The 1,546-nt window shown below is 69.6% G+C and carries 2 protein-coding genes; both read left to right on the plus strand.

All coding sequences use genetic code 11. The features are described 5' to 3' along the window. Positions 1-477 (plus strand): bifunctional cobalt-precorrin-7 (C(5))-methyltransferase/cobalt-precorrin-6B (C(15))-methyltransferase (locus tag G6023_RS12175; RefSeq protein WP_241727840.1); only part of this gene is annotated, 477 nt, incomplete at its 5' end. Beyond that, entirely contained in the window at positions 474-1,241 is a 768-nt protein-coding gene (locus tag G6023_RS12180; protein ID WP_182635705.1) for an SAM-dependent methyltransferase, read from the plus strand. The genes G6023_RS12175 and G6023_RS12180, both read left to right, overlap by 4 nt. Positions 1,242-1,546: the final 305 nt, after the last annotated feature.

Below are 1,546 nucleotides of genomic sequence, written 5' to 3' on the forward strand. Positions count from 1 at the left end.
GCCGGCGCCGGGTCGGTAGGCATCGAGTGGATGCGCGCCCACCCGTCGTGTCGCGCGGTCGCTGTGGAGGCCGATCCCGAGCGGGCGGCGCGTGTCGCGCGCAACGCCGTGCGGCTCGGGGTGCCGTCGTTGGAGGTCGACCACGGACGGGCGCCCCAGGCTCTGGACGGTCTGCCGCGGCCGGATGCGGTCTTCATCGGCGGGGGTGGCACCGCTCCTGGCCTGCTGAGACAGTGCTGGGACGCACTTCGCCCGGGCGGCCGGCTGGTCGCGCATGCGGTGACCCTGGAGACCGAGCGCGTGGTGGTCGACGCCCGCGCCGAATTCGGCGGGGAGCTGACCAGGATCCAGGTCGAGCACGCGGACTCGATCGGCCGGTTCACCGGCTGGGCCCCCGCCCGTGCGGTGGTGCAGTGGGCGGCCGAGAAGCCCTTCGTCGCTGCGGCTGATACTTCGGAAACAGGGGAGAGCTCGTGACCGTTCACTTCGTGGGAGCCGGCCCCGGCGCCGCTGATCTGCTGACGCTGCGCGCGGCGGCGGCGCTTGCCGCCGCCGACGTGTGCCTGTACGCGGGGACATATCTTGACGACGGTGTGCTCGACCATTGCCGACCGGGTGCCCGGCTGGTGGACACCCAGCATCTGGACTTGGATGGGATCATCGGCGAGATCGTCGCCGCTCACGCCGATGGGCTCGAGGTGGTCCGGCTGTGTTCGGGCGATCCGTCGCTGTACTCGGCGCTGGCCGAGCAGACTCGCCGACTCGACGCGGCGGGCGTTCCGTGGGATGTAGTTCCTGGTGTTCCCGCCTATGCCGCCGCGGCCGCCGAGCTGGGAGTGGAGCTCACGGTTCCCGAGGTTGTGCAGTCGGTGGTGCTCACCCGCGTTCAGGCGCGGTCGACGACGATGCCGTCGACGGAATCGTTGGAGAATTTCGCGGCCACCGGCGCGACGCTTGTGTTGCACCTGGCGATCACTCGGATCCGTGAGCTGGCCGAGCGTCTGGTGCCCACGCACGGAGCCGACTGCCCGGTGGCGGTGGTGGTCAACGCGAGCCGCCCGCACCGCGTGGAGCTGCGCGGCACGCTCGCCGACATCGCGGATGCGGTCGAGGCTATCGGCCTCCGCCAGGCTGCAGTGATCCTGGTCGGCCGGGCGCTGATCCGGCCGGGGGAGGCGGAGTCGTGGCTGTACGCGTCGAGCCCGGAACGAGAGTCGAAGCGGCGAGGGCTGGACGGATAGACCAAAGGCTGTGGGCCACAGAAAGTGCCCTCTGGCCGCCAGGAAGCCCGAACTAACGCAACGGTATCGGCGAAGGGCCGCGTGGCTCGTGGGGCGACAGCTGCGAGACCCGCCTAGATCGGAGAGATTTCAGCTGGGCCCCCCAGCATCGAAGCGTAGTCACGTTCCCTGTGGGGTACACCCGTGTGGGACATAGCGGTCGGCGACGTTCTCGCTGTGGACTTGATCGCTTTGTGGCGGTCTTCTGTGGTTACTTCTTGGCGGCGACGTACCAATCGGGCGTTCTGGCCGGAAGAATTAGAGCG

This window comes from Dietzia sp. DQ11-71 (assembly GCF_014144995.1).
Classification (GTDB): domain Bacteria; phylum Actinomycetota; class Actinomycetes; order Mycobacteriales; family Mycobacteriaceae; genus Dietzia; species Dietzia kunjamensis.